We start from the raw sequence: 25,111 nt of genomic DNA, 5'->3' as shown, positions 1-25,111 counted from the left end.
AGGCGGCGATCGTTTGCTTTTGCGCTACAGTGGCGGCTGCGCGTATCACACGCGCAGCGGTTTTCTTGTCTGGAGACAGTGGCTTGTCGAGTGCCCCCAACCCTGTTGAATCCACCCATCGCTGGCAGGATGTTCTGGCCGGGCTGTCGATTGCCGGTCTGTTGCTGCCCGAGGCGGTCGCCTATTCGAGCATTGCTGCGTTGGCGCCGCAGGCCGGGGTGATCGCGCTGTTTGCCGGGTTGCTCTGTTATGGGCTGTTCGGCACCAGCCGGTTTGCCATTGTCTCGGCCACTTCGTCGGCGGCGGCGGTGCTGGCGGCGGCGACGGCGACCCTGGCCAACGGCGATCTGCAGTTGCGTTCGACCCTGGCGGCCGGGCTGGTGCTGGTCACCGGAGGGCTGTTTTTGCTGGCCGGGATCTTTCGCTTTGGCAGCGTCACGTCCTTTATTGCCAAACCGGTGTTGCGCGGGTTTGCCTTTGGCCTGGCGCTGACCATCATTCTCAAGCAGGTCGCCAGTGTGGTCGGTGTGCATTTGATCGACGCCAACCTGGTGCGTTTCGCCCCGCAATTACTCGCACAATTGCCGCAATGGAACTGGCCGGCAGCCGGTGTAGCGGCGGTGGCGCTGGCGTTATTGCTGCTGTTTTCGCGGTTTCCACGGGTGCCCGGTGGCTTGCTGGTGGTGGTGATCGGCATTGCGGCCGGCCAGTGGCTGAACCTGCCGGCGTATGGGGTGAAGATGATCGGGCTCATCGACCTGAGCCTGGAAGTGCCGAACCTGCCGGTATTGCCATTTGCCGATTGGCTGCGTTTGGGCGAAGTGGCGTTTGCCATGGTGATGATCCTGTACGCGGAATCCTACGGCTCGATCAGTGCCTACGCGCTCAAGCACGGTGACCGGGTCAAATCGAACCGCGACCTGCTGGCGCTCGGCGCCACCAACCTGCTGTCCGGCCTGTTCCATGGCCTGCCGGCGGGGGCAGGGTATTCAGCGACATCGGCCAACGAGGCGGCGGGTGCCACGTCACGGCTGGCCGGTGGCGTGGCGGCGCTGGTGGTGTTGCTCATCGTCATGACGGTATTGCCGTATATCGCCTTGACCCCGGAGCCGATCCTCGCTGCCATCGTCATCCATGCGTTGGCGCGCGGGTTGAGCCTGCAGCCGTTGGGGCGATATTTCATCTGGCGACGTGACCGTGTGCTGGTGATGTGCGCCGTGGGCGCGGTGTTGGTGCTGGGGGTGCTGGACGGCTTGCTGGTGTCCGTGGCGATCAGCGTGCTGCTGATGCTCAAGCAAATGTCGGCGGCCAATATCCAGATTCTCGGCCGGATCGACGGCGGGCACGACTTTGTCGACGTGCAACGTCATCCAGCGGCGAAAACAGTGCCGGGCGTCCTGGTCGTGCGACCGGATGAAGCGTTGTTTTTTGCCAATGTCGAGCGGATTCTAGGTGCTGCGTTGCACTTGATCCGGCATCCATCGGCGCCGATCCACACCGTGATCCTCAGTCTGGAAGAGTCCCCCGATCTGGATGGCACCAGCATCGAGGCGATGCAGGAGTTTTTCGTCCGGGTGCATAACGAAGGCAAACGACTGATTCTGGCGCGTCTCAAGGACAGTGCGGAAACGGTATTGTCGGCGTTGCCCGAAGTTCGGGCCAACGGGGTGATGCTCAGCGGGCTGAGCGTGGATGGCGCGGTGCAACGAGCCTACAAGGATTAAGGCATGACCTGTGGGAGCAAGCTCGCTCCCACAAGGGGCATGCCACTAAAGCCTGGGCATAAAAAAACGCCGCTCATCTCACGATGGGCGGCGTTTTTCATTGCCTTGCAGCGTTAGGCTTGAACGACCGGGATGTTGGCGTTCGCAGCCGCTTCGCGGAACTCGGCGATCTGGTCGAAGGACAGGTAGCGGTAGACATCAGCCGCCATGCTGTCGATCTTGCCAGCGTATTCCATGTACTCCTCGACGGTCGGCAGGCGACCCAGGATGGAAGCCACCGACGCCAGCTCGGCCGAAGCCAGGTAGACGTTCGCGCCGTCACCCAGACGGTTCGGGAAGTTACGGGTCGAAGTCGACACGACAGTCGAGTTCGGCTCTACACGTGCCTGGTTACCCATGCACAGCGAGCAGCCCGGCATTTCCATGCGCGCGCCAGCCTTGCCGTAGATGCCGTAGTAGCCTTCTTCGGTCAGTTGGTGAGCGTCCATCTTGGTCGGCGGCGACAGCCACAGACGGGTAGGCAGCTGACCCTTGACCTGTTCCAGCAACTTGCCGGCAGCGCGGAAGTGACCGATGTTGGTCATGCACGAACCGATGAACACTTCGTCGATCTTCTGACCAGCAACGCTGGAGAGCAGGCGAGCGTCGTCCGGGTCGTTCGGCGCGCAGAGCACAGGCTCCTTGACGTCGGCCAGGTCGATCTCGATGACTTCGGCGTATTCAGCGTCTTTGTCCGCTTCCAGCAGCTCAGGGTTGGCCAGCCAGGCTTCCATCGCTTGAGCACGACGCTCCAGGGTACGGGCATCGCCGTAGCCTTCGCCGATCATCCAGCGCAGCAGGGTGATGTTCGACTGCAGGTACTCGGCGATCGACTCTTTGGACAGCTTGATGGTGCAACCGGCAGCCGAACGTTCGGCCGAGGCGTCGGACAGTTCGAACGCTTGCTCGACGGTCAGTTTTTCCAGACCTTCGATCTCCAGGATGCGACCGGAGAAGGCGTTTTTCTTGCCTTTCTTCTCTACGGTCAGCAGGCCAGCCTGGATCGCGTAGTAAGGAATGGCGTGAACCAGGTCACGCAGGGTGACGCCTGGTTGCAGTTCGCCCTTGAAGCGAACCAGGATCGACTCAGGCATGTCCAGCGGCATGACGCCGGTGGCTGCGGCGAACGCAACCAGACCGGAACCGGCCGGGAACGAGATACCGATCGGGAAACGGGTGTGCGAGTCACCACCGGTACCGACGGTGTCTGGCAGCAGCATGCGGTTCAGCCACGAGTGGATGATGCCGTCGCCCGGACGCAGGGAAACGCCGCCACGGGTCATGATGAAGTCAGGCAGGGTGTGGTGGGTGGTCACGTCGATCGGCTTGGGGTAAGCCGCGGTGTGGCAGAAGGACTGCATCACCAGATCGGTCGAGAAGCCCAGGCACGCCAGGTCTTTCAGTTCGTCACGGGTCATTGGACCGGTGGTGTCCTGGGAACCCACGGTGGTCATTTTCGGTTCGCAGTAGGTGCCTGGACGAATGCCAGTCACGCCGCAAGCCTTGCCGACCATTTTCTGCGCCAGGGTGAAACCCTTGGTGCTTTCAGCCGGTGCTTCAGGCTTCTTGAACAGCGTCGAAGGTGGCAGACCCAGCTCGGCGCGAGCCTTCTCGGTCAGGCCACGGCCGATGATCAGCGGAATACGGCCGCCGGCGCGAACTTCGTCCAACAGGACCGGAGTCTTCATTTCGAAGGTGGTCAGGACTTCGTCGGTACCGTGCTTGCAGACTTTGCCAGCATGCGGGTACAGGTCGATCACGTCGCCCATGTTCATGTTGGAAACGTCGAACTCGATTGGCAGTGCGCCGGCATCTTCCATGGTGTTGTAGAAGATCGGAGCGATCTTGCTGCCGAAGCAGAAACCGCCTGCACGCTTGTTCGGCACGTAAGGAACGTCGTCGCCGAAGAACCACAGTACCGAGTTGGTAGCGGATTTACGCGAAGAACCGGTACCGACCACGTCGCCGACGTAGGCGATCGGGAAGCCGGCGTTGCGCATTTCTTCGATCTGCTTCATCGGACCGGTGACGCCTTGTGCGTCAGGCACGATGCCGTCGCGAGCCATTTTCAGCATGGCCAGGGCGTGCAGCGGGATGTCTGGGCGAGACCAGGCGTCCGGAGCAGGGGACAGGTCGTCGGTGTTGGTCTCGCCGGTAACCTTGAACACGCGCAGGCTGATCTTGTCGGCCAGCACCGGGCGCTTCACGAACCACTCGCCGTCAGCCCAGGATTGCAGTACGCCCTTGGCGTGAACATTACCTTTCTTGGCTTTTTCAGCGACGTCGTGGAAGGCGTCGAACATCAGCAGGGTGTGCTTGAGTTCTTCGGCCGCTACTGGTGCCAGTTCGGCGTCGTCCAGCAGGTTCACCAGGGTCACGATGTTGTAGCCGCCCTGCATGGTGCCGAGCAGTTCAACAGCGCGTTTTTTGTCGATCAGAGGGGATTTGGCTTCGCCTTTGGCGATGGCGGACAGGAAGCCGGCCTTGACATAGGCTGCTTCGTCCACTCCCGGTGGAACGCGATTGGTGATCAGGTCAACGAGGAAAGCTTCTTCGCCAGCCGGGGGATTTTTCAGCAGCTCGACCAGGCCTGCAGTTTGTTCGGCGTTTAGCGGCTGGGGAACGATTCCCAGTGCTGCACGCTCTTCGATATGTTTGCGGTAGGCTTCAAGCACAGTATTACCCTCATCAGTGGTCCCAAATGGGTGTCCGGGACGCTCATCCAGAAATTGCCGTACTCATGCGCTTCATGGCGTTGTGAGCCGCTTAGCCAGAATTACCGGCAATTTCTTACAGAAGCTGCTTTCAAAGTTTTACGCCTGCAGAACGGGAACTGATGAGGGTTGGCGTCGGGTTTTTCCCCGCTGGAAAAAACCTTCGCCAACACCGTTCTGAAGGAGCGACTGTGCTCGTGACGCTTTGAAAACAGCTTCCAACGGACATTGGCGCCTAAAAAGGCTGGCTGATTCTACGGTAAAAAATTTTTAAAGGTAAGTCGGGCTCTATTGGACTTTGGTGGTGAGCCGACCCCGGAATGTTGACGCGCCGGATGCGCTGAGCGTTGAGGGGTGATCAATGGCGGACAAAGGGCTAACATGCCGGCCTGTTTTGCTTTTTCGCGTTCTCCCCTATGCCCAATCAGACCATCAAGACCCCTTGCGTCGGCCTCTGCTCCACCGTTTACGGTGATCTGGTGTGTCGTGGCTGCAAGCGTTTCCATCATGAAGTGATTCACTGGAACGGCTACAACGAAGAAGAAAAGCGCGCGGTGTGGCTGCGTCTTGAGCAGTTGTTGTCCCAGGTGATGGCGGCCAAGGTGGAGATTTTTGATCCGGCACTGCTCCGCATGCAGCTGGAGCAGCGCAAGATCCGCTTCGTGCCCCATCAGTCGGAATACTGCTGGGCTTATCAGTTGATCGCGCGGGGCGCGCGGGTCATCAACAACCTGGAAGCCTACGGCATGGTGCTGCTGCCGGAGTTTCGCGATTGGAACCTGCCGGAGCTGCGGGACGCCATTGATCGGGAATTCTTTTTGCTGTCAGAAGCGCATTACCAGCGCTACATCGCGCCGGGGTTTCTGAATGATGCGTTTGGCGGCTAAGAGCATCGCGGGCAAGCCCGCTCCCACAGGTTTTTCATCGACCTTGTGGGAGCGGGCTTGCCCGCGATGGCAATCTATCAGGCACGGCAGGGCTTAATGCTTGCTCGCGATTTCATCCAGATGATCCTCGATTTCCTGCGGCTTGAGCACCAGCACATCGCTCTCCACCACATCGAGCACCACCTCTGCCGTATTGCCGATCAGCGTCCCTGAAATCCCCCTGCGCGCCACGGTGCCGATCACCGTCACGGCCGCCTGCAGCTTGCGCACCATGAACGGAATCAGCACGTCCGCCGGGCCTTCGGCGATGTGCAGGTGTTCATCGTCGACGTCGAATTCCGCCTGGAACGCCTTGCACTGTTCGCGATAGCGCGCTTCGATGGTTTCGCTGAGCTGGAAGGTCGGGTCGGCCGACGACAGCATGGGCGACGGATGGGCGCTGATGACATGCAAGTGCGCTTTGGCCATGCTGGCAATGTCATAGCCGTAATCGATGATGGTGTTGTGCAGATGGCGGTGCTCACTGTCGATGTTGCCGACATCGACGGCCGCCAGAATCACTTTGTCCTTCCAGGAACCGGCGGTTTTCACCAGCAGGACCGGAGTCGGGCAGGTGCGCAACACTTTCCAGTCTTCCGGGGTCAGCAGGGCCTTTTTCAGCGGGCTGTCGGGGTAATGCTGCTTGATGACCAGACCGCAGCCTTCGGCTTGCTGCACCGTGATGATGGTTTCATGCAGGCTGCTTTCCCAGGCCTGTTCGGTGGTGACGCTATAGCCATCCGCCACCAGCGCCGCCTTGAGCACGCCGAGCATGGCGCTGTGGTCGTGCTTGCGGTCGCAGACCAGCAGGTGCAAATGAGCCTGGGTCACACCGGCAATCAATTTGGCGCGCTTGAGCGCGAGGCTTTCCGAGTGCTCGGGTTCAAGAACCACCAGAATGCTGCGAATGGCTTGCATGATCGGGATCTCCGGAAAGTAAGGATTGCGTGAAACTACTATAGATGCTGGTCGCCTGCACGGGACTTGATGCATATCAACGGTAGCGTCTGGTGGTCTTCGGGCAGGCCGGTATAATCGACGCCCTTCGTTTTGAACCTTTTGTCCGTGGGCCCCATGATCCTTCCCGAAATACACGAATTCCTTGGCTGCCGCACCCCCGATGGTTGGGTTCAAGCCGCACTGGCCGATCAGGAAACCCTGTTGATCGACCATAAGAACTGCGAATTCAAGGCTGCCAGCACGGCACTCAGCCTGATTGCCAAGTATCACTCCCATGTCGATCTGATCAACATGATGTCGCGCCTGGCCCGGGAAGAGCTGGTGCACCACGAACAGGTCATGCGTCTGATGAAAAAACGCAAGATCGGACTGCGTCAGCTGTCCGCCGGGCGTTACGCCTCGGGGTTACGCAAAGTGGTGCGCAGTCACGAACCGGTAAAACTGGTGGATACGCTGGTGGTCGGTGCGTTCATCGAGGCCCGCAGCTGCGAGCGTTTTGAAGCCTTGGTGCCACATCTGGACGAAGAGCTGGGCAAGTTCTACTTTGGCCTGCTAAAAAGCGAGGCCCGGCATTTCCAGGGCTACCTGAAGCTGGCTTATCAGTACGGAGACGCCAAGGATATCGCCCAGGTCATCGACAAGGTCCGCGCCGCCGAGCAGGAACTGATCGAGTCGCCGGATGTGGAGTTCCGCTTCCACAGTGGTGTGCCGGCCGCACAGGGGGATTGCGGAGGCGCATGATGGTCAGCCTAGCGGCTCAGGCCCAGGCGCTCATGCCACTCGGCAATGGACTCTTCGGGATAGACATCGAACTGCCGGTCCTTCCCATGCGCCTCGACCTCCACCCACGATGCTTTCGAGCCGAGCATCAGGTGCGTGTGCTCCGGCGGGACCGGTAGCGGGGTGTCGATGGCCGAGGCGAACGGGTGAATCAGCTCGGGCCATTCAGGACTGAACAACCACAAGCCCGAACCGCACAGCGAACAGAAATGCCGCTCGGCGGTGCTGCTGTGGGCGCGTTTGTCACCTTCGTTCTTGAGCCGCGCATGGTAGATCGCGATGTGTTTGCGCCCGCGTACTTTCAGGCTGGCGGCATCGCCGCCCAGATTGATCGCATAGCCGCCACCGCCCTGGGTCTTGCGGCAGATCGAGCAATAGCAGCGTTGATAAGGGTAGGGGTGGGCGCTGGTCAGGCTGAATGACACCGCGCCGCAATGGCAGGAACCTTCGAGTTGCATGGTGCTCTCCAGGATTTGAATCGTCCGTTCAGCCTAGAAGATGTGTGGCGCGCGTGCCGACGCCTTCGCTGGCAAGCCAGCGCCTACAGGATTGTGGGCGCGTGGCTCCTGTGGGAGCTGGCTTGCCAGCGATGAACGATAACGCGGTGCCACTGGACGGCTACCGACAGCCCAGTCAGCATGGGCACCACCCATTCCGGACCAGGCCCGATGCGACGACTACCCTCCCTGGCAGCACTGCGAACCTTCGAATGCGCCGCGCGCCATGCCCATTTCGGCCGGGCGGCGGCAGAGTTGTGCGTGACCGACAGCGCCGTCAGCCATCAGATTCGTCAGTTGGAAGTACAGCTGGGCGTGTCGTTGTTCGTCCGTGAAGGTCGGCAGATTCGCCCGACCATGGCCGCGGGGCGGCTGATGCAAAGCTTGCAGCAGGCCTTCGAACTGATCGGTGACGCCTGCGATGAATTACGCGATCCCTCGTCCCTCGCGGTGTTGCGCCTGGCAGTGACCGCCGAACTGGCGCAAAAGTGGCTGATGAGCCGCCTCACCGATTTTTATGCGCGCTATCCGCACATCACCTTGCACCTCTACGAACAACCGATTGACGCCACGGCGCCGGGGGAAGACATCGACCTGGCGATCACCTACGGCACCGGCCCGGTGGACAGCAGCGCGTATTTCGTCCGGCCGTTGCCGGCATTGCAGTTTTTTCCGGTGTGCAGCCCCGGTCTGTTCAACCAGGGCACGCTGAAAGCCCCCAGGGATCTGGAACGTCACTGCCTGCTCCACGACGATCAGGACGGCAAGACCTGGACGGCCTGGCTCACCAGCCATGCCGGCGATCAGCGCCCCGAACGGCAGCTGTATTTCGCCCACGCCGGGCTGGCGCTGGAGGCCGCGGCTCAAGGCCAGGGCGTGGCCATGGGCGACAACCTGACCGCCCAGGAAGACTTGCTCAGCGGTCGTCTGGTCCGGCCTTTTACTTCCAGCATGACGGCGTTGGGCCAATACGCCCTGGTGTGCGAACGGGTGCGCCTGGATCGGCCGGCTGTGGCGCAGATGCTGGAATGGTTCAACGATCAGTTGGTCGATTGATGAGTTGAATTCAAGTGTTCCGAAATAATCATCGTTGGCGAGGAGGCCGCCACCGACCTTAGCCTGTGGTCATTCCAATCCCCGCTGATGAGGTTTGCCCATGGCACGTTTGCTCGATTCCACTCCCAAGCTCGACGGTTTCCGTTTGCCCGGCGAATTCGAAACCAAGTCCGGCTGCTGGCTCGGCTGGCCGGAGCGCACCGACGTCTGGCGCAATGGCGCCAAGCCTGCGCAGAAAGTCTGGGTGCAGATCGTCACCGCGATCGCCCAGAGCGAACCGGTCACCGTGTGTGCCTCCGCTGCGCAATTCGCCACCGCACGCCGCCAGCTGCCGCCGCAAGTGCGGGTGGTCGAAATGACCTGCAACGACACCTGGTTTCGCGACAGCGGCCCGTGCTTCGTGGTCAACGACCAGAGCGGCGAAGTGCGCGGCGTCGACTTCGAATTCAACGCCTACGGCGGCCTCGACGGCGGTTTGTACTATCCATGGGACAAGGATGACCAGATCGCGAGCAAAATCCTCGAAATCGAGCGCTTCGACCGCTATCGCGCGCCATTGATCGCCGAACTGGGCGGTATCCAGAGTGACGGCCAGGGCAGCATCCTCACCACCGAGCAATGCCTGCTCAACCGCAATCGCAATCAGCACCTGGGCAAGGACGAAGTCACCCGGCGCCTGACCGATTACCTCGGCGCCGAGCAGGTCATCTGGCTGCCGCGCGGCTGCAAGTTCGACGAAACCGATGGCCATGTCGATGACCTTGCATGCTTCGTGCGCCCCGGAGAAGTGGTGCTGCAATGGACCGACAACCGCGATGACCCGCAGTGGGAAATCTACCAGGAGGCCTACGACATCCTGCGCAGCACCCGCGACAGCCGTGGCCGCGAGCTGATCGTGCACAAACTGCCGCAACCGGATGTGCTGGAGTGGACCGCTGAAGAGGCCGAAGGCCTGGATCAGCAGGACAGCACCCACACCCGTCAGGCCGGCACCAAAATTTGCGCGTCGTACATCAACTACTACGCGGGTAACACGTCGATCGTGGTGCCGCTGTTTGGCGATCGCAATGACCAGGTGGCGCAGGCGACCCTGGCGGAGCTGTTCCCACGGCACACAATCGTCGGCATCGAAAACTCCCGGGAAATCCTCCTGGGTGGCGGCAACGTCGCGTGCATCACCATGCCTCAGTACGCCGGCGCTGCCAGCCAGAAGAAGGGAGCGTGACCATGGGCCTGCACAAACTGACTCAAGCAATACTGCTGGTGCTTGCACCCCTGTGTGTGCAGGCCGCCGACACCGCCAAACCGGTGGTGAATCTCTATATCTGGGGCGAGTACCTGGCCCCGGACACCCTGACCAATTTCGAGAAGCAGACCGGTATCCATGTGGTTGCCGATCACTTTGACTCCCTGGAAACCGTCGAGACCAAACTGCTCACCGGCCGCAGCGGCTACGACCTGGTGCTGACCGCCGGGCAGCATCTGTCCCGGGCCATCCAGAGCGGCGCGATCCAGCCCGTGGACAAGCAGCGACTGCCGCACTTTGCCGGCGTCGGCGAGGAGTTTCGCCAGCACATGGCAGTGTTCGATCCGGGCAATCGCTATGCCGGGATCTACGCCTGGGGCACCACGGGCGTGGGCTTTCAGGATGAGGCGGTCAAACAGCGCCTGCCCGACGCGCCGACGGACAGTTGGGCCATGCTGTTCGACCCGGCGGTGGTGGCGAAATTCGCCGATTGCGGGGTCAGCCTGCTCAATGATCCCAACGAGGTGTTCGCGGCGGTCATGAAGTACATGGGCCTGGACATCAACCGCCAGAACCTCGATGACCTGAAACGCGCCGAGGCGCAACTGGCGAAGATCCGCCCCTACATTCGCTATTTCGACAACGACCTGAACATCAGCGACCTGGCCAACGGCAACACCTGTGTGGCGATGTCGTGGAACGGTAACGTGGCCATCGCTGCCGGCCAGGCCGAAGCGGCGGGCAAACCTTACAAGCTCGGTTACCGGATACCGAAGGAGGGCACGTTGATCTGGTTCGATGCCATGGTCATTCCCAAGGATGCGCCGCATCCGCAGGCCGGCCTGGCCTTGATGGACTATTTGATGACGCCTGAAGTGATGGCGCCGATCACCGACACCATTCACTACGCCAACGCGATCACTGCGGCGGACAGCCTGATCGACCCGGCGATTCGCAATGATCCGGGGACCTACCCGCCGGCCGAGGTTCGCGCTTCGTTGTACAGCAAGAATGACAACGGCAAGGCCTTCAACCGGGCGTTGATCCGGGCGTTCAGCCGGTTGAAATCGGGGTTGTGACTGGCGTTGGAGAGCAAGCTCGCTTCCGAAGGATCGGCGCCGACCCTGTGGGAGCGAGCCTGCTCGCGAAGAACGATAACGCGGTCTACCGGCCAGACACCCGCCACAAATACCAGGAAGCCACCGTCCGATAAGGACTCCACCCCAAGCCGATTTCAACCATCTGTTTGCGCGTCGGCTGTGCTTCCAGGCCCTTGAGCCGCCGATAACCCTCGCGCACTCCGAAATCGTCGGCCGGCAGGATGTCCGGCCGTTCCAGGCTGTAGATCAGCAGCATTTCCACGGTCCAGCGGCCCACCCCGCGCAAGGCGATCAAGCGCTCGATCAGCGCTTCATCGTCCATGGCCAGGGCCGTGGCGTAATCCGGCACGAGGCCCTCGAGGGTCGCCTGGGCGATGCCTTGAATGGTCGCGATCTTGCTGGCGGAGAACCCGCAACTGCGCAGTTGATCGAAGTCGCTGGCCACGATCTGCTCGGGCCTGGGGAACGCGCCCGACGGGAACAGGGCCAGCAAGCGGCCGATGATCGCATCGCCGGCCCGGGCATGCAGTTGCTGATAGGCAATCGCCCGCACCAGCGACTCATAGGGATCGCGGGCGGCATGGGGTTGGTGCAGGCAAGGGCCGACCGCCGCGATGTGCCGGCGCCAGTCATCATCGATTGACGACAAAAACGCCGTGGCGGGTTGATAGCGCTCGGGCATGGGCTCAGGCATTTGCGCAGGGCTTCAATGGCGCGTTGATTTCGTCATGGGGCTGTACGTGCATCTGCGTTTCGAGCCTGTCCATTGAGTGTCCTTATGAACAACAGTGGGCGATCAGAAGGCAAGTTGTTGGGTGATTTGCACGGCGGCTTTTTCCAGCCTGAGCAGAAACGCCTTGCGCGGCTGTCCGCCACCATAGCCCGTCAGCGAGCCATCGGCACCGATCACCCGGTGGCACGGCAGGACGATCGAAAGGCGATTGTGCCCATTGGCCAGGCCGACCGCGCGGCTGGCGCCGGGTTTGCCCAGCCTGGCGGCAATGGCCCCGTAGGTGGTGGTCTGGCCGTAAGGGATGGTCGCCAGGATGGCCCAGACCTGGCGGGAAAATTCGCTGCCGGGCAGGTGCAGCGCCACGTTGAACTCGGTCAGGTCGCCGGCGAAATACCGCGCCAGTTCCTGCTCGATTTGCTGCAGGTGGTGGTTGTGCCCTGGCGCCACGGCATAGCCAAAACGGTTCTGCAGGGCTTCAATCTCCCGGGTCAACGCCGGCCGGTCGAGGAACTCCAGCAACACCAGTCCCCGTCGTTCGGCCATGGCGATCATCGGTCCCAGCGGGGTGGTCAGGCGCGTGAACAGCAGCGGCTCGCTGTCGGCCGCGCGACCGGGGGTGATGCGGAAGGATTTCTGGAAGGCATCGCGAAAACCGCTCAGGGACTCGTAGCCGGAGTCGAACGCTGCACTGTCGATGGAATCGCCCTGTTTAATACCGCCCAACGCCATGCCCAGGCGGCGCGTGCGCAGCCAGGCATGAAAGGTCATGCCGAAATGCTGCTTGAACCAGCGCTGCAGTTTCAGCGGCTCGATGCCGGCGGCCAGCAACTGGGCATCGGTCCAGCGCTGCTCGGGATCGGTTTCCACCGACTTGAGCAGCGTCTGTACCCAGTCCGGGGCGATGGCTGCGGCGTCCAGGGGCTTACAGCGCAGGCAGGCGCGATAGCCCGCCGACAGGCACTCGTCGGCATGGGCGAAGAACTCGACGTTCTCCGGCTTTGGCTTGCGTGCGGTGCAACTGGGACGGCAGAAAATCCCGGTGGTTTTGACCGCGGTAAAAAACACCCCCTCGTAGGCGGTGTCGCGTTCGAGCATGGCGCGAACCATCTCGGCGTGGGGCGGAAGTAGTGTGCTGTGCAAGTTCATGGGGCCAGCATAGAGCGCGACTCCGGCAGTCTCCACCGGAAAATCGACAGGGAATTCCGGAGCGTTCCAGACTCCGCTCCATCAGGAATTGCCGGTGGACGACTAGTGCTTGTGACGATGATGGATGTCTGGAAAGTGCGCATGGCTGTGCCGCATGGGCGTGTGTGGGTGTTCATGGCTGTGGGGTTCGGTGCCGTCCCACTCAAACTCATGTTCGTGTTGGTGGTGTTCATCGTGGACGTGTCGATGACGGTGAAGCAGTGCCTGGTGTTCATGTTCATGGGCATGGCTTTCCTTGAGGTGAATCCAGACCCCCAGGCCCATCAACAATGAGGCCGCCCAAAAACTCGCCGTCACCGATTCGCCCAGCAGCAGGATGGCAATGGCGGCGCCGAGGAACGGCGCGGTGGAAAAATAGGCGCCCGTGCGTGCGGAGCCCAGCCCGCGCAAGGCCAGTACAAACAACACCAGGCTGATACCGTAACCGAGGAAACCGACGATCAGGGTCGGTCCCAGCACCGTCATCGGTGGCAACGATGCACCGAGCGACAGCGCCAGGGAACAGTTCACCAACCCGGCGCACAAACCCTTTACACCCGCAATGAAGAGCGCGTCCGAGGCTGACACTTTGCGCGTCAGATTGTTATCGATAGCCCAACAGGCGCAGGCCAGGGCGACCAACAACGGGCCGGTCCAGCCCAGGGAGTGAACCGCTCCCTGTGGCCAGGCCAGCAGCACGCCCCCTGCGACGATCGCCAGCATGCCGATGACGATGCGTCGGTCGGCGTTCTCCTTAAACACCACCCACGCCAGCACGGCGGTCAGTACTGATTCGAGGTTCAGCATCAAGGAGGCTGTGGCGCCAGAGGTTAAGGTCAGGCCGAACATCAATGCCACGGGGCCGAGAATCCCGCCAAATGCAATCGCGCCGATCAGCCAGGGCCATTCCGGTGAGGTCAGTCCGCTGGGGCGCCAGCCCCGGTCGCGGATCAATCGGGCAAGGGTCAATCCCAGGCCGCTGCCCATGTACAGCAGTCCGGCCAGCAGGATGGGCGAAAGGTTCAGCCCCAGCAGCTTGGCCAATGGCGTACTTGCACCAAACAGCGCAGCGGCGGCAAGGGCGTAAAGAATGCTTGTGTTCATTGGGGCCTGGCTTTCACATCAATGGCGGGATGACCTATTTAGTCACAGGCGCGGTTTCCGATCCATGCTGGCGGAGAAGGCCATGAAGAAAAAACGGCTCAGGCCCGACGCGCCATCAACAACACCGAAGCCGCCGCCGACAGCAGCCCGGCGCAGCAGCGGTTGAAGAGGCGCTTGCCCGACGGTTTGGCGAACCAGCGGCGCATGTGCAGGCCCATGTAGGCGTAGGCGGCGATGGCGATCCATTCCAGTACCAGGAACAGCGCGCCCAGCACCGCGAATTGCGGGGTGATGGCGCGGGTTGCGTCGACGAATTGCGGCAGGAACGCGGTGAAGACCAGGATCGCTTTCGGGTTGCCCGCCGCCACCAGGAACTCTTGCCGGGCCAGCGCCAGCATCCCCGCCGGAGCGCTGGCCACCACGTTCTCCACGCCGGGGTCGGCGCGCCACAACTGCCAGGCCAGGTAAAACAGGTAGGCCGCACCGAGAATCTTGATCCCGTAGAACAACAATTCCGAGGTTTGCAGCACCACCGCCAGGCCGGCCGAGGCCAGGGCGATCATCCCGGCGAACGCCAGCAGGCGCCCGAGGCCAGCCAGGCACGCGGTGCGATAGCCGTAGCGGGTCGAGTTGCTCACCGACAGCAGGTTGTTCGGGCCGGGCGCCATGTTCAGCGCGAAGCAGGCTGGGAGAAAGAGGGAGAGGGTGGCGAGGTCCATGATGGGCTCCAGTAACGAGAGCGTATTTTTATCACAGCGCTCTGAGGGGCCGCCCCGTACAGTCATGGACCTAAAGTGCCGTATCAGTGGCTAGCGGGAGAACTTTTTCGCTCCGGCCACGCAGAGGATCACCGCCACGGTCACTCCAAGCATCCCGAGGCTGACCTGTTCGTGCAGCAAGGTCGCCGCCAGCGCCAGGCCAAAAAACGGCTGCAGCAATTGCAGTTGGCCGACGGCGGCGATTCCGCCCTGGGCGAGGCCGCGATACCAGAACACAAAGCCGATCAGCATGCTGAACAGTGACACGTACCCCAGGCTGAGCCAGGCGGGCGCGCTGATGTTGGCGAAAGTCGCGGGCACTCGCCACCAGGTCACGGCGGCCATGATCGGCAGCGCCAACACCAGCGCCCAGCAAATCACCTGCCAGCCACCGAGCGTCCTGGACAGCTTCGCGCCTTCGGCATAGCCCAGGCCGCAGGCCAGGATCGCCAGCAGCATCAGGAGATCGCCTTGCGGTGCCGCGGTCAGCCCTTGGGACGCGGCGAAGCCGACGACCAGCAGGCTGCCCAGCACCGAGAACACCCAGAACACCGGCCGGGGCCGCTCGCCACCGCGCAAGACCCCGAACACCGCAGTCGCCAGCGGCAACAGGCCGACGAACACGATGGAGTGTGCGGACGTCACGTATTGCAGCGCCAGTGCCGTCAACAGCGGAAAGCCGACCACCACACCCAAGGCCACGATGGCCAAGGGCAGCAATTGCTGGCGCGCGGGGCGCTTTTCCTTGAACAGCAGCAACAGGCACAGTGCCAGGATCGCCGCGAGGGTGGCGCGGGCGACCGTGAGGAATACCGGATCGAACTCCAGCACCGCCACCCGCGTCGCAGGCAGCGAGCCGCTGAAGATCACCACGCCGATCAGGCCATTGATCCAGCCGCTGGCATTGCTTTGCAGTGACGGGTGTTGCAGGTTCGAAGTCCGTTCCATTTCGCTCTCGCTCAGAGTCTGGTTGCATGAAAGCCATCCTATGATCGACTATCGGTACAATCAAAAAATTGTCATGGATACATCTCGACATGCCTCGCTCCCGCTACAAATCCCTGGTAGACGCCTTTGCCGCCGACATCCGCGCCGGTCGCCTGTCGCCCGGTACACGCTTGCCGACTCACCGACAACTCGCCTCCGAGCAAGGCTTGGCGCTGGTCACGGCAAGCCGGGTGTACGCCGAGCTTGAAAGCATGGGCCTGGTCAGTGGCGAAACCGGGCGCGGCACCTTTGTCCGCGAGACGTCGCTGCCGCCCGGGCAAGGCATCGCCCAATCGGTGGTGGCGGCAGGGATGATCGACCTCAACTTCAACTATCCGTCGTTGCCCGGTCAGGCCGATCTGTTGCGCAACGCCCTACGGCAGTTGGCGTTGTCCAGGGACCTGGAAGCGCTGCTGCGTTATCAGCCCCACGCGGGGCGTCTGCATGAGCGGGCCTCGGTGGCGCGGCACCTGATTGAGCGCGGGCTCAACGTGCCCGCCGAACAGGTCTTGATCGTCAGTGGCGCCCAGCATGGCCTGGCGGTGACTCTCATGACCTTGCTCAAGCCCGGCGATGTGATCGCTGCGGATGCGTTGACGTACCCCGGTTTCAAGACGCTGGCCGAAACCCTGCATCTGGAGGTGCTGCCCATTCCCGTCACCGACAATGGGCCTGATCTGGCAACCCTCGAAACCTTGTGCCGGACCCGTTCGGTACGGGCCGTGTACGCGATGCCGACGCTGCACAACCCCTTGGGCTGGGTGATGGCGGCCGAACAGCGGGAGCAGTTGGTGTCGATAGCACGCCGGCATGACCTGAAACTCATCGAAGACGCGGCCTACGCCTTTCTTGCCGAAGACGTTCCGCCGCCCCTGGCGACCTTGGCACCGGAAAGGACGGTGTACGTTTCAGGCCTGTCGAAGAATATCGCCACCGGTTTGCGCGTCGGATTCATGGTTGCGCCCGTACCCTGGGTCGCGGCCTTCGAGCGCACGATCATGGCGACCACCTGGAACACACCCGGCGTGATGACCGCCATCGCCTGCGGCTGGCTCGATGACGGCACCGTCCTCAAGCTGGAAGCACAGAAACGTGCGGACGCCCAGGCCAGGCAGGCCCTGGCGCGCAAGGAGCTGGCGGGGCTCCGGATCATCAGCCATCCGTCTTCGTATTTCATCTGGCTGCCACTGACCGACGATGCCCGCGCCGACCAGATCGCCATGGCGCTGATGCGCGAGCAGGTCTCGGTCTCGCCCGCCGACCCCTTTGCGATCTCGACCCATGTGCCCCATGCGATCCGCCTGGCGCTGGGCTCGGTGGACATGGACTCGCTGCGCCAGGCACTGGTGAAGGTGAAGCGGGTGGTCGACTTTTACGCCTAGGGCAGTTTTCTTCAATACGCACGCCAGCAGGCTCTTTACCTTGGGGCCTGGTTCAACTGACAGGAACAGGTGTGCGATGAGTTTGATGATGTCCATGGCGGCGTTTGCGTTGGCCGCTTCGATTTCGCCGGGGCCGGTGAATATCGTGGCGTTGAGTTCCGGGGCGCGCTTCGGCTTTCGTGCCAGTCAACGGCATGTGGCCGGGGCGACTCTGGGCTTCGTGTTGCTGCTGGTGTTGATGGGGCTGGGGTTGCATGAGGTGTTGCGGCTGTGGCCGGCGATGACCCGGGTGGTGCAGTGGGCGGGCGTGGCGTTCCTGTTGTACATGGCGTACAAGCTCGCGGCCGACAATGGACAGCTTGAGGCGAAGGACGCAAACCGTGCCCCGTCGATGCTGTATGGCGCCGTGATGCAATGGCTCAACCCGAAAGCCTGGCTGGCCTGCGTGGCTGGCATGGGCGCGTTTGTCGCCGATGGCGAGGCGCGACTGGTCTGGCAGTTTGCGGCGGTGTACCTGGTGATTTGCTACCTGTCCGTCGGTTGCTGGGCCTACGCCGGGACGTTTTTGCGCGGCTACCTCAACAACCCGGCGGGCATGCGCTGGTTTAACCGGGTGATGGCGTTGATGCTGGCGGTGAGTGCGGTTTATCTGATTGTGGAATGAGTGACAGGTCTGTGGCGAGCTCCCTCGCCACAGGAAATCACTGCCACAGGAACTCTGCTGTCACGAGGGTTTCAGCCCCGGTACTGCCCCGGCGTCGCCGCCAGATGCTGTTTAAACGCCCGTTGAAAGTGCGCTTGGTCGGCAAATCCCGCTTCCAGTGCAACGTCGGCGATCAGCTTGCCATGGCGCAGTTGGTCCCGGGCGAACTGGATGCGCCGGTTGACCAGGAAGGCGTGGGGCGTCATGCCGTAATGCTGTTTGAACGCGCGGATCAGGTAGGACGGTGACAGCTGCGCCGCTTCGCAAATGTCTTCGAGCTTGAGCATCTGCGTGCAGTGATCGCGGATGAAGTCGGCGGCGCGTTCCAGTTTGAAGTTCGGTTCGCGCAGCGGTTGATCGGTCGGGTTGAGGCGCAGTTGCACTTCGCTGAAAAACTCCACGGCCGTGCTCTGCTTGCGCAGCACGTCCTGCTGCGGATCGACCAACACTTCATACAAGGCCTTCAGCCCATCGAACAGGCTGGCGTCGGACGTGTGGGTGACTGCAAACCGTCTGAACGCCAGGTCGTCGCTGAACCCGAGCTGGTGCTGCAGGTCGGTGAGCCACGCGGTATCGACGTACAGCATCAGGTACGACCAGGGCTGGTCGTCGATCGGATTGCAGGCGTGGACATCGCCGGGGTTCATCAATACCACGGTGCCGGTGCTGACCTCGAACTGCGATTGCTCGTGGACGTAAGTACTGCGCCCGGCGGTGATTGCGCCGATGGAGAAGTGTTCGTGGGCATGCCGGGTGTAACAGACCTCGCGCCCGTCGGCGATGGAGCGCGCTTCGATGAAGGGCAGGGCATCATCGCGCCAGAAGCGCGGGGCCTTGTCGGTGGCCTTGGGCGTGGAGAGCTTCATGGTCAGTCCTTGGCAGTTCAGCGTCGGAGTGTATTAGCTCTCGCCGTCAAAGGCTCGTTGCAGCTCGGCAATATCGAGTTTTTTCATGTGCATCATCGCCAGCATGGCACGCTGGGATTTTGCTGTGTCGGGGTCTTTGATCATCTCCATCATCGCCACTGGCACGATTTGCCAGGACACGCCGAACCTGTCCTTGAGCCAGCCGCATTGCTGCGCCTCGACCGGCCCGCCCGCAGACAGGCGGCCCCAGAAGTGGTCGACTTCTTCCTGGGTCTGGCAATTGACCTGGAACGAGATCGCTTCGTTGAACGTGAAGTTCGGGCCACCGTTAAGACCGGTAAACGTCTGCCCGTCGAGTTCGAAGCTGACGGTCATCACCGACCCGACTTCCCGGCCGTGGAATTCCTGGCCGGCCTTGCCGTAATGGGTGATGGCGGTGATTTTGGCGTGATCGAAGATCGCACAGTAGAACCTGGCGGCCTCTTCGGCCTGGCCGTCGAACCACAGGCACGGGGTGATTTTTGGCACGTGTAGCATGGCGGGTCTCCCTGGCAGGTTTTTGCAGGCTGGACTATCAGCGTAGCCAGCCTGCGGTCGGCCGGGCGTGCCGTAGATCGACAAGTGCTCGCTGCTGTTTTGCTGGGTGTAGTCTGTATGACTCCATATCGAGTCATACAGACTATTCCTTGTGGTAGTCGAAAAGACTCAAGGCCTCGCAGGTGGCTGATTTATAGGGGTTAAATATCTGGCACGGGACTTGATACGACACACGTACCACTGAACGCCTTCAGGAGTACGGAAAATGTTCGACTTCTTCAGCCATCCTCAGAATGTTCTGCATCTTTCCAGCCGCGTGCTCGGCACCGGCTTGGCCATGCTGCTTGCCGGGATCTATGGCGCTTATCTTTATGCCGGTCATTTGCCGATCGTCGCGCTGGTAGCGATGCATGCCATGACCATCGTCGGCCCCACCCTGTTGAAAGTCGGCTACGTCATGCGCTTGCTGGCTCAGCATCGGTTGAGTAAACCCATGGCCGGGGTGCTGGCCTGATGCGCACATTCGGCGCTGCACCCGTTTTCAGCCTCGGTTTTCGCCCGTTCTTTCTCGCAGGCGCTGCATTTGCCGCGCTGGCGGTGGCCATCTGGGCTTTGTGGCTGTACGGCCGATGGCCCGGCGTTGAACCGGTGGGCGGCATGCTCGCCTGGCATCGGCACGAGATGCCGTTCGGGTTTGCCGTGGCGATCATTGCCGGTTTTCTGCTGACTGCGGTGCCGAACTGGACAGGTCGGCGGGGACTCAATGGCTGGCCGCTGATCGGGCTGGTGCTGGTTTGGCTGCTGGCGCGACTGGCGTGGCTGATGCCGATTCCTCCTGCGTTGTTGCTGGTGCTTCAACTGCCTTTTCTACCGCTGCTGGCGTGGGTGCTGGGGCGGGATCTGCTGGCGGCAGGCAAACGCGACAATTACCCGATTTTGCTGATGGTCACCTTGCTGGCCGGGTGTCAGGTGATGACGCTGTGGGGGCTCCAGACCCATGACGATGGCTTGCAACGGCGCGGTGTGTTGGCGGCCTTGTGGCTGGTGGCGGCGTTGATGAGTGTGATCGGTGGGCGAGTGATCCCGTTTTTCATTCAGCGCGGGTTGAATCGTCCGCCAGCGCCTGCGGCCAGTCCGTTGCCGACCAGGGTGCTGCTGGTCAGTGGGTTGCTGGTCGCCGTGAGCTTTGCCTTCGGCTTGAACGACGCGCCGAGGCCCTGGTTGTCGTTGTTGTTTGTGCTGATCGGGGCGTTGCATCTGCTGCGGCTGTGGCGCTGGCATGACCGTCGAATGTGGCGGGTGCCTCTGCTGTGGTCGCTGTACCTGTCCTATGGGTGGCTGCTTGTGGCGGTCGTGGCGATGGCGTTGTGGCACGCCGGCCTGATGCCGCAACAGAGCCTGGCCACCCATGCGCTGGCGGTTGGCGCAATCGGCGGGCTGATTCTGGCGATGATTGCCCGGGTCAGCCTCGGCCATACCGGGCGGCCGTTGTTGCCTTCCAAAGCGATAGTGGCGGGTTTTTCCCTGATGCTGCTGGCCGGTTTGTCGCGGGTGCTGCTGGTGCCGTTTTCCGGGGTGGGGCTGGGGTTGGCGGCGCTGCTGTGGTGTTCGGCATTCGGACTGTTCCTGCTGCGTTATACCGGGGTGTTGCTCAAGCCTCGGGTCTAGCGCCGATGTCGCCAGAACTGTGGGGGCGAGCCGGCTCGCTCCCGCAACAGTCCTTGAACTCGCTGGGATCAGTCGATTGAGACGGTTTAATTGACCGACTGTCGATAGGGTTCGGCCTGCCGGCCAATTTGCGCTTAGCTGTAAGGGATAACCCAAGGCGCGCGAAAATTCGCTGTACTCCTGCAACACATCACCTTTCCCAAGACGCGCGCTCTTCAGAACACCTTGAGTCTGAGGACCTTCGCAATGCTGACCCTGAACATCAATGGCAAGGACCAGGAACTGGATGTCCCCGCGGACATGCCGCTGCTCTGGGTCCTGCGCGACGTTGCGCACCTGACCGGGACCAAATTCGGTTGTGGCATGGCCCAGTGCGGCGCCTGCACCGTGCACATCGACGGCGCGCCGCTGCGCTCGTGCATCACGCCCGCCACGGCCGTGGCCCACGGGCAGAAAATCCTCACCATTGAGGGCCTGTCCACCGACGGCTCGCACCCGGTGCAACAAGCCTGGGCCGAACTCGATGTGGTGCAGTGCGGTTACTGTCAGTCCGGGCAGATCATGTCGGCGGCGGCGCTGCTGGCGAAGATTCCGAAACCGACCGATAGCGACATCGATCAGGCGCTGTCCGGCAACATCTGTCGCTGCGGCACCTATCCACGAATTCGCGCTGCGGTGAAACGCGCCGCCGAGCTGGGTTGAGGTGGCCATGGACAGCCTGATTGCGTTATCGCGTCGTGGTTTTCTCAAGGGTGCTGCAGCGGTAGGTGGTGGACTGGTGGTGGCGTTTGTCATCCCCGGCGCCCATCGGTTTGCCCAGGGCGCGGACAACCAGGGCAATGTGTTCGCGCCGAATGCGTTCCTGCGCATCGGCAATGACAACAGCGTCACTGTGTTGCTCGGTCATTCGGAGATGGGCCAGGGCATCTGGACCGGCCTGACCATGCTGATCGCCGAAGAGCTGGATGCCGACTGGTCGAAAATCCGCGTCGAACATTCCCCGGCCTCAGCCAAGGATTATGGGCTGGCCGGGTTTGGCGGGATGCAAATCACCGGCGGCTCGACTTCGACCTGGATGGAGTTCGACCGCTACCGCCAGGCCGGTGCGGCAGCGCGATTGATGTTGATCGAGGCTGCGGCCAAGCGTTTCAACGTGGCGCCGTCGCAGATCAGCACGGAATCGGGCGTGGTCATTGCCGGTGACCAGCGTGTCAGCTACGGCGAACTGGCCGACGATGCGGGCAAGCTGCCGATGCCGGATCCGGCGTCGATCAAGCTCAAGGACGCCAAGGACTGGAAGTTCATCGGCAAACCCACCAAACGCCTGGACACCCCGGAGAAAATCACCGGGCGCGCGAAGTTCGGCATGGACGTGCAATTCGACGGCTTGATGACCGCGATGGTCGCCCGGTCGCCGGTGTTCGGCGGCAGCGTCAAATCCTTCGAAGGCGCCGGCGCGCTGGCGATCCCGGGGGTGCACAAAGTGGTGCAGGTGCCGAGTGGCGTGGCGGTGATTGCCGAGCATTATTGGGCGGCCAAGCTGGGGCGTGACGCGCTGACGGTCGAGTGGGACCTGGGGCCGAATACAGGCCTCGACAGTCAAAAACTGCTGGAGAGTTTCCGCAAACTCGCCGCCACGCCGGGCCTTCCGGCCAGTCAGGCCGGCGATACCCAGGCGGCGCTGGCCAAGGCGAGCAAGACCCTCGATGTCGAGTACAGCGTGCCGTATCTGGCCCATGCACCCATGGAGCCGCTGAACTGCACGGTGAAGATCACCCAGGACAAGTGCGAAATCTGGACCGGTACCCAGTTCCAGACCCTCGATCAGATGATCGCCGGGAAAATCACCGGGCTCAAACCGGAGCAAGTGGAAATCCATACCGAGTTCCTGGGCGGCGGTTTTGGCCGACGCGCCAACCCGACGTCGGACTTTGTCGCTGAAGCGGTGCAGGTGGCCAAGGCAGCGGGCGGGCCGGTGAAAACCGTGTGGGCGCGGGAAGATGACATCCGTGGCGGCTATTACCGCTCGGCGTTCCTGCATCAGGCGCGGATTGGCCTGGGTGCCGACGGGCTACCGCTGGCGTGGAAGCATGTGATGGTCGGGCAGTCGATCATGGCGGGCACCTCCCTCGAAGCGGCGATGGTCAAGAACGGCATCGACAAGACCTCGGTCGAAGGCGTGGCGGACAGTCCCTACCTCGAAGGGCTGGCCAACCATCAAGTCGAGCTGCATTCACCGCAAACCGGCATCAAGGTGCTGTGGTTGCGTTCGGTGGGGCACAGTCACACGGCGTTTGTCATGGAGTCGTTGATCGACGAGCTGGCGACGGCGGCGGGCAAGGACCCGGTGGAGTATCGCCGAACCTTGCTCAAGGACCATCCGCGGCACCTCGGCGTGTTGAACCTGGCGGTGGAGAAAGCCAACTGGAAGGCGCCGTTGCCCCAGGGGCATGCCTTGGGCGTGGCGGTGCACGAGTCTTTCGGCAGTTACGTGGCGCAGGTTGCCGAGGTGTCCCAGGACAACCTGGCGATCCGCGTGCATCGGGTGGTGTGCGCGGTGGACTGCGGGATTGCGGTCAACCCGCAGAGCATCGCGGCGCAGATGGAATCGTGCATCACCTTTGGTCTGGGCTTTACCTTGCACAGCAAGCTGACCTTCAAGGACGGGCAAGTGGTGCAGTCCAATTACCACGACTATCAGGTGCTGCGGCTCAACGAGATGCCGGTGGTGGAGGTGCATATCGTGCCCAGCAGCGATAAACCCGGCGGTATCGGCGAGGCGGGCGTGCCGCCCACGGCGCCGGCCGTGGCCAACGCGGTGTTCGCCTTGACCGGCCAGCGCCTGCGCGAATTGCCGCTGCAATTGTCGGGGGTGTGAGATGAAACGCCATCACTGGTTGCTGGGTTCGCTATTGCTGATTTGCCTGTTTATCTATGCAACCGAGCTGTTCGCCGATGACCGCGAAGCCTTGAAAGCCTTCGAAACCGTGCAGAAGGTTTTCCAGAGCCCGCGTTGCCAGAACTGCCACATTCCCGGCGATTCGCCGCTGCAGTTCGACGCCGGAAAACCCCATGCGATGAACGTGGTGCGTGGCCTGGATGGCAAGGGGGCCGCCGGGTTGCCCTGCGCAACCTGCCACGCCGAGGCCAATCCACCGCCCGGTTACGGCCCCAAGGCACCGCCGGGGGCGCCCCACTGGAGCCTGCCACCTGCGGCGCACAAAATGGCCTGGATTGGCCTGCCGCCCGACAAGTTGTGCGCCATGATCAAGGACCGTTCAAGCAACGGCGATCGTGATTTCGCGGCGCTGATCAAGCATGTCAGCGAGGACAAACTGGTGCTGTGGGGGTGGAATCCCGGGGGCAATCGTGAGCCGGTGCCGGTGCCCCACGCTATTTTCGTCGATCAATTCAAGGTTTGGGCGGACGCGGGAGGGCCCTGTCCGCTGGGGAGCTGACCAACGGTGCGTCAACCGGGAGTCAAACCGGTTCTGGGCGACTCTAACGTACAGAGTCGCCACAGGAGCAACTTATGCTGATCCCAGGCAAGACTTACCCATCAAGCGTCTGCGCAGACCCTATGCGCACGCCATTGCAGGAACGCGAATTGCTGCGCGACCTGGCCCGCCAGGCTGAGCAGGAACTGATCGGCGTGCAGATGGCGAGCATGGATGAGTTGACGCTGCTGTCCAATCGGCACGGTTTCATCGCATTGGCCCAACTGGGGCTGAACGTCTGCCAGCAACTGGGCCGGCCGGCGACGTTGCTGTTTTTCAACCTCGACGACTTCAAGCGCATCAACTACCTGTTCGGTCGCGCCGAGGGCGACGATGCGCTGAAAACCTTTGCCGACGTGCTACGCATAGGCTTCAGGGAAAGCGACGTGATCGGTCGACTGGACGGTGCCACCTTCGTCGCCTTGCTGGCGGGGTCCAGCGCGGTGGACATCAAGGCGATCAAGGCGCGACTCGAAGAAATGCTCGACGAGCGCAATGCCACGGTGCATCGCGGTTATGACATTCGCTTCAGCATCGGGCAGATCGAGTACGACACGGTGCTGCATGGCTCGATTGAAGAGCTTTTGGTTGAGGCGCAAACGATGTTGGGCCGCTAAAAGTGCATTGGCTGGACTGGCCCTTCGCGGGC

At 62.1% G+C, this 25,111-nt stretch carries 24 protein-coding genes; 14 read left to right on the top strand and 10 right to left on the bottom strand.

What is annotated here, in order from left to right; genetic code table 11:
- Positions 1 to 83: 83 nt before the first annotated feature.
- Positions 84 to 1,724, top strand: coding sequence for a SulP family inorganic anion transporter (locus JQF37_RS13495; protein WP_130210745.1), 1,641 nt, complete (start codon positions 84 to 86; stop codon positions 1,722 to 1,724).
- Between the two features lie 113 nt (positions 1,725 to 1,837).
- Here the strand turns inward: JQF37_RS13495 and acnB are convergent, their stop codons facing one another.
- On the bottom strand, positions 1,838 to 4,438 hold the full coding sequence (gene acnB, locus JQF37_RS13490; protein WP_130210743.1) for a bifunctional aconitate hydratase 2/2-methylisocitrate dehydratase: 2,601 nt from the start codon (positions 4,436 to 4,438) through the stop codon (positions 1,838 to 1,840).
- A 455-nt stretch (positions 4,439 to 4,893) separates the two neighbouring features.
- Here acnB and JQF37_RS13485 point away from each other — a divergent pair, with 455 nt between their 5' ends.
- Positions 4,894 to 5,364 (top strand): DUF1289 domain-containing protein, encoded by a 471-nt coding sequence (locus JQF37_RS13485; protein ID WP_047528256.1) that lies wholly within the window; start codon positions 4,894 to 4,896, stop codon positions 5,362 to 5,364.
- Positions 5,365 to 5,457: 93 nt separating this feature from the next.
- On the opposite strand, the gene JQF37_RS13480 is transcribed toward JQF37_RS13485, so the two are convergent.
- Entirely contained in the window at positions 5,458 to 6,321 is an 864-nt protein-coding gene (locus JQF37_RS13480) for a universal stress protein (RefSeq protein ID WP_130210741.1), read from the bottom strand.
- A gap of 156 nt (positions 6,322 to 6,477) precedes the next feature.
- Here JQF37_RS13480 and miaE point away from each other — a divergent pair, with 156 nt between their 5' ends.
- On the top strand, positions 6,478 to 7,104 hold the full coding sequence (gene miaE / locus JQF37_RS13475) for a tRNA isopentenyl-2-thiomethyl-A-37 hydroxylase MiaE (protein ID WP_130210739.1): 627 nt from the start codon (positions 6,478 to 6,480) through the stop codon (positions 7,102 to 7,104).
- 8 nt (positions 7,105 to 7,112) lie between these two features.
- Here miaE and JQF37_RS13470 read toward each other — a convergent pair whose 3' ends face one another.
- A complete protein-coding gene (locus JQF37_RS13470; protein WP_130210737.1) occupies positions 7,113 to 7,601 on the bottom strand; it encodes a GFA family protein in 489 nt (162 codons plus the stop codon).
- A 210-nt stretch (positions 7,602 to 7,811) separates the two neighbouring features.
- On the opposite strand from JQF37_RS13470, the gene JQF37_RS13465 reads away from it, so the two are divergent.
- From JQF37_RS13465 to JQF37_RS13455, 3 genes are all read left to right on the top strand, one after another.
- The gene (locus tag JQF37_RS13465; protein ID WP_130210735.1) at positions 7,812 to 8,696 is read left to right on the top strand and encodes a LysR substrate-binding domain-containing protein; all 885 of its coding nucleotides are present in this window, start codon (positions 7,812 to 7,814) and stop codon (positions 8,694 to 8,696) included.
- Positions 8,697 to 8,796: 100 nt separating this feature from the next.
- Positions 8,797 to 9,921: an agmatine deiminase gene (gene aguA, locus JQF37_RS13460; protein WP_130210733.1), complete on the top strand. Its 1,125-nt coding sequence runs from the start codon at positions 8,797 to 8,799 to the stop codon at positions 9,919 to 9,921.
- Positions 9,922 to 9,923: 2 nt separating this feature from the next.
- Complete coding sequence (locus tag JQF37_RS13455; RefSeq protein ID WP_130210731.1) at positions 9,924 to 11,021, top strand: extracellular solute-binding protein; 1,098 nt, start codon at positions 9,924 to 9,926, stop codon at positions 11,019 to 11,021.
- Positions 11,022 to 11,106: 85 nt separating this feature from the next.
- Here JQF37_RS13455 and JQF37_RS13450 read toward each other — a convergent pair whose 3' ends face one another.
- From JQF37_RS13450 to JQF37_RS13430, 5 genes are all read right to left on the bottom strand, one after another.
- Positions 11,107 to 11,724 carry a DNA-3-methyladenine glycosylase gene (locus JQF37_RS13450; protein ID WP_130210767.1) on the bottom strand — a complete coding sequence of 206 codons (618 nt, stop codon included), beginning with the start codon at positions 11,722 to 11,724 and terminating at the stop codon, positions 11,107 to 11,109.
- 114 nt (positions 11,725 to 11,838) lie between these two features.
- Positions 11,839 to 12,921: a bifunctional transcriptional activator/DNA repair protein Ada gene (locus JQF37_RS13445; RefSeq protein WP_130210729.1), complete on the bottom strand. Its 1,083-nt coding sequence runs from the start codon at positions 12,919 to 12,921 to the stop codon at positions 11,839 to 11,841.
- A 102-nt stretch (positions 12,922 to 13,023) separates the two neighbouring features.
- Complete coding sequence (locus JQF37_RS13440) at positions 13,024 to 14,064, bottom strand: DMT family transporter (protein WP_130210727.1); 1,041 nt, start codon at positions 14,062 to 14,064, stop codon at positions 13,024 to 13,026.
- 98 nt (positions 14,065 to 14,162) lie between these two features.
- Positions 14,163 to 14,783 (bottom strand): LysE family translocator, encoded by a 621-nt coding sequence (locus JQF37_RS13435; RefSeq protein WP_130210725.1) that lies wholly within the window; start codon positions 14,781 to 14,783, stop codon positions 14,163 to 14,165.
- A 90-nt stretch (positions 14,784 to 14,873) separates the two neighbouring features.
- Complete coding sequence (locus tag JQF37_RS13430; protein ID WP_130210723.1) at positions 14,874 to 15,770, bottom strand: DMT family transporter; 897 nt, start codon at positions 15,768 to 15,770, stop codon at positions 14,874 to 14,876.
- An 89-nt stretch (positions 15,771 to 15,859) separates the two neighbouring features.
- Here JQF37_RS13430 and JQF37_RS13425 point away from each other — a divergent pair, with 89 nt between their 5' ends.
- Both JQF37_RS13425 and JQF37_RS13420 read left to right on the top strand, forming a co-directional pair.
- Positions 15,860 to 17,191, top strand: coding sequence for a PLP-dependent aminotransferase family protein (locus JQF37_RS13425; protein WP_130210721.1), 1,332 nt, complete (start codon positions 15,860 to 15,862; stop codon positions 17,189 to 17,191).
- A 76-nt stretch (positions 17,192 to 17,267) separates the two neighbouring features.
- The gene (locus JQF37_RS13420) at positions 17,268 to 17,855 is read left to right on the top strand and encodes a LysE family translocator (RefSeq protein WP_130210719.1); all 588 of its coding nucleotides are present in this window, start codon (positions 17,268 to 17,270) and stop codon (positions 17,853 to 17,855) included.
- A 71-nt stretch (positions 17,856 to 17,926) separates the two neighbouring features.
- Here JQF37_RS13420 and JQF37_RS13415 read toward each other — a convergent pair whose 3' ends face one another.
- Together JQF37_RS13415 and JQF37_RS13410 are read right to left on the bottom strand one after the other, a co-directional pair.
- On the bottom strand, positions 17,927 to 18,760 hold the full coding sequence (locus JQF37_RS13415) for an AraC family transcriptional regulator (protein WP_130210717.1): 834 nt from the start codon (positions 18,758 to 18,760) through the stop codon (positions 17,927 to 17,929).
- Between the two features lie 33 nt (positions 18,761 to 18,793).
- Positions 18,794 to 19,297 carry a VOC family protein gene (locus tag JQF37_RS13410; protein ID WP_130210715.1) on the bottom strand — a complete coding sequence of 168 codons (504 nt, stop codon included), beginning with the start codon at positions 19,295 to 19,297 and terminating at the stop codon, positions 18,794 to 18,796.
- A gap of 265 nt (positions 19,298 to 19,562) precedes the next feature.
- Between JQF37_RS13410 and JQF37_RS13405 the strand changes: the two genes are divergently transcribed.
- From JQF37_RS13405 to JQF37_RS13380, 6 genes are all read left to right on the top strand, one after another.
- Positions 19,563 to 19,811 (top strand): transmembrane sensor/regulator PpyR, encoded by a 249-nt coding sequence (locus JQF37_RS13405; protein WP_130210713.1) that lies wholly within the window; start codon positions 19,563 to 19,565, stop codon positions 19,809 to 19,811.
- On the top strand, positions 19,811 to 20,965 hold the full coding sequence (locus tag JQF37_RS13400) for an NnrS family protein (RefSeq protein ID WP_130210711.1): 1,155 nt from the start codon (positions 19,811 to 19,813) through the stop codon (positions 20,963 to 20,965). Before JQF37_RS13405 ends, JQF37_RS13400 begins: the two co-directional genes overlap by 1 nt.
- Before the next feature lie 246 nt (positions 20,966 to 21,211).
- Entirely contained in the window at positions 21,212 to 21,667 is a 456-nt protein-coding gene (locus JQF37_RS13395; RefSeq protein WP_130210709.1) for a (2Fe-2S)-binding protein, read from the top strand.
- A gap of 7 nt (positions 21,668 to 21,674) precedes the next feature.
- Positions 21,675 to 23,843, top strand: a complete 2,169-nt coding sequence (locus JQF37_RS13390) for a xanthine dehydrogenase family protein molybdopterin-binding subunit (RefSeq protein ID WP_130210707.1) — start codon at positions 21,675 to 21,677, stop codon at positions 23,841 to 23,843.
- 1 nt (position 23,844) lies between these two features.
- Entirely contained in the window at positions 23,845 to 24,423 is a 579-nt protein-coding gene (locus tag JQF37_RS13385; protein ID WP_130210705.1) for a hypothetical protein, read from the top strand.
- Positions 24,424 to 24,497: 74 nt separating this feature from the next.
- Positions 24,498 to 25,079 (top strand): GGDEF domain-containing protein, encoded by a 582-nt coding sequence (locus JQF37_RS13380; protein WP_130210703.1) that lies wholly within the window; start codon positions 24,498 to 24,500, stop codon positions 25,077 to 25,079.
- Positions 25,080 to 25,111: the final 32 nt, after the last annotated feature.

Origin of the sequence: Pseudomonas sp. MIL9, assembly GCF_016887925.1 — a bacterium.
Lineage (GTDB): Bacteria > Pseudomonadota > Gammaproteobacteria > Pseudomonadales > Pseudomonadaceae > Aquipseudomonas > Aquipseudomonas mohnii.
The sequence above is the reverse complement of the archived record's forward strand: the minus strand, read 5'-3'. Positions and strand labels throughout refer to the sequence as shown.